Source organism: Bradyrhizobium sp. UFLA05-153, assembly GCF_054185185.1.
Window position 1 is genome coordinate 1 of sequence record NZ_JBBIAM010000278.1, and the last position, 2,670, is coordinate 2,670.

At 59.3% G+C, this 2,670-nt stretch carries 2 protein-coding genes; both read right to left on the reverse strand.

The features are described from left to right. Positions 1-881: 881 nt before the first annotated feature. A complete protein-coding gene (locus tag Q2941_RS51225) occupies positions 882-1,232 on the reverse strand; it encodes a hypothetical protein (protein ID WP_458197491.1) in 351 nt (116 codons plus the stop codon). 1,074 nt (positions 1,233-2,306) lie between these two features. After that, the coding region (locus Q2941_RS51230) for a hypothetical protein (protein ID WP_458197492.1) at positions 2,307-2,670 on the reverse strand (364 nt) is incomplete at its 5' end.

Below are 2,670 nucleotides of genomic sequence, written 5' to 3' on the forward strand. Positions count from 1 at the left end.
ATGGATACTCTGTCGCCACCTATCGCAACCACACCTTGCGTAAAACGGTGCTCAGAAACGTTCTTCACAAACGACCACTTAGTCGCATGGCGACGGCGTTGATCTGCTTGTCGACTGCGAACCGGATCAACCACAAGGTAGCACCAGTCGAGGAGCGCAATTATTGGGCGTTCAGCATCCTTCCGGCTACGTTCTGGCCAGAGGGGAGATGTCAGCAGAAGCGGAGCTTGGCCGCAATCGGGGGTGGACTCAACCGGTCGGTGCAACACTCTAATCTTTTAGCAGAGATGGAGTGTGTACATGAAGCAGCGACGTCGCATCTATTATTCCGCGGTTCAGCGGTCTGAGATCTGGGATCGCTGGCAGGCTGGCGAGTCGATGAGGTCTATCGGACGTCGGTTTGACCGGGCATCCTCGTCCGTGTTTTCCGTGATTTCGCCACCGCAAATCGTCTCCAAACGGTCAGAGCCAGCGCGCCTGCGAAGCGGATGTGAAGACTTTGAGGAGGATCCAAGGCGTGAGCAGAAAAAAAAGGAGCATCGCGCTACCTCGCTTTACCGGCCATGTTCATCACCCATACCTGAGTCGCGAGGTTAGAAGGGACGAGGCCAAAAAAGAGAGGCAAGTGGTGCCCGAAAGGCACAATTTTTCCGCAAGGCAGGGTCGCCCAGCTCGATCAATTCAAGGCCAAGGGATCATAGAAGCAATCGCTGGCGGCGCATGCAATGATCACCCCCAAGGATACATTTGCAGAGACGCATCGCCCTTCTCCCTTGAGACAAAGCTAGGCACCCCTTCAGGTTTTGACCCGGCAAGTTTGCAAGTCAAGGGAGTTTCTCACAAACAGGCAGGCGTGCGGCAATAGAGCCGAATTGCGGGTCTCAGAACTCCCGCAGCGGCAGCAACAATTGCACGCCAATCGGCCGGCCGGTGAAGCGCTCGATGAACTCCCGCACCGGATCGGTGACCTCGTGCCCTTCGGCGACCCACCGCTCCAGCTCCCGGGCTACATCCTCGGTGGCATCGCGCGACCAGCCCTCCAGCGGATTGAAGGCTACGAGACGTAAGGGGTGGTCATACTGGCCATTAAGGAGGTCATTGATCAGGATCCGGTAGTCGGTCTGGTCTTCGTCCGTCTCCCGCCACGCTGGGCCGCCGCTGAAATCCTCCAGCACCAGGTACATGTCCCGGTCGAGCCGATCGGTTGGGATGATCGAGGGAGCCTTACGCATACGCCACTCCACTGCCGTTGAGAGCTCATCGTGGGTTTACTTCCGCCTCTAAGAATGACCCCCGGCATTGCCGACGGCTGAAGCGGTAACAACAAAGGCCCTCCGGTTCACGCTGGCGGGCCTTTTTTACGGCAGTTGCGGTTGCCGTCCGCGCCGAAGCGTCGAGTCGAGCACGCATTCCGCCATTTTGATCCTTTCACTGTGGGCCTGTCGGCACTCTTCCCGAATTTGTTTGATCTGGTTGTGGTCGTGGCGCAAATCAACGGCCGCGTAGACAACTGCGGAGCGCACGCGCCGCTTGGGTGCCGATGTTAGACGATCATTCGAGCACCAGCGCCAGAGTCACTCGGCTGAGGTCTGGGTTATTCGCGCGCGGTCTTATCGACCATGGTCAACAAGACGTGCGGATGCGCGACGAAACAAAATCTGCCGGGATGAAACCATTTTCCGACCTTCACGAAGGCATGGTGAACCTTCGGCAATTAGGGAAAAAGACGGGCCAAGGGCGCTGCGTAAATGGCGACGAATCGCCATCGGGCGAGGGACAGAATGTCACAGATTCGTAATGCTTTCTTAGGCGCTGTCGCGATCACATTGACACTCGGCGCCGTGCAGTTAGCTCAGGTCACGACCTCGTAGACCACTGGCAGGCCGAACAGCCAAGCCACATCGTTAATCACGCAAACATTTGGCAGTGTCGGCCATCTATCTCGACGAGGCGGACATCGCATGGATTCAAGGCAAGGCCGTACACTTCAGCATCGGCGAGACGGCGGCAGTTAGAAGATTCCGTCGCCGCTGCCAGCACCGTAGTTCAGCCGCGGGGCAGCAGTTGAGGCTTTGCGCGCCTCGCAGCGTGCGTAAAATGATTGAAACTCTACGCCTCGGTGCTATCACAATCCGACGCGATCCGACTTCTGCTCCTGGCCCCCCGCGTCGTTTGCTGCTTCTGCACAAAAGCAGGCGCTATCGGGACCGAAGCGGACGTCGATTGGTCGCAAGCACTGCCCGGCTCAGTCGCGAATGACCCGAAGGCGACCTTAAGCCCATGACCAGCGAGAGGCTGATCGCAGCTTAGCAGAGTCCTTGGTGGGACTTAGCACAAGCGGCACGCCCCCCAGGACGCGCAGCAACCCGCGCAACCGCCGAACCCCCAGCCAGCATACCCCCAGCCATCGAACCCGATATCGTCATCGAACCAGATGTCGAACCCGCAGCCGCCGCAACCGCAACCACGGAAGCCACGGCAACCACGGAAGCCCCCGCAACCTCGGATGCCAACAATCCCACCACCACCGCAACCTCGGATGCCAACAATCCCGCCACCACCGCAACCTCGGCCGCCAACAAACCCGCCACCACAACCTCGGCCGCCAACAAACCCACCACCACCACAACCTCGGCCGCCGCCGCACCCCCCGCCACCATGGCCGCACCC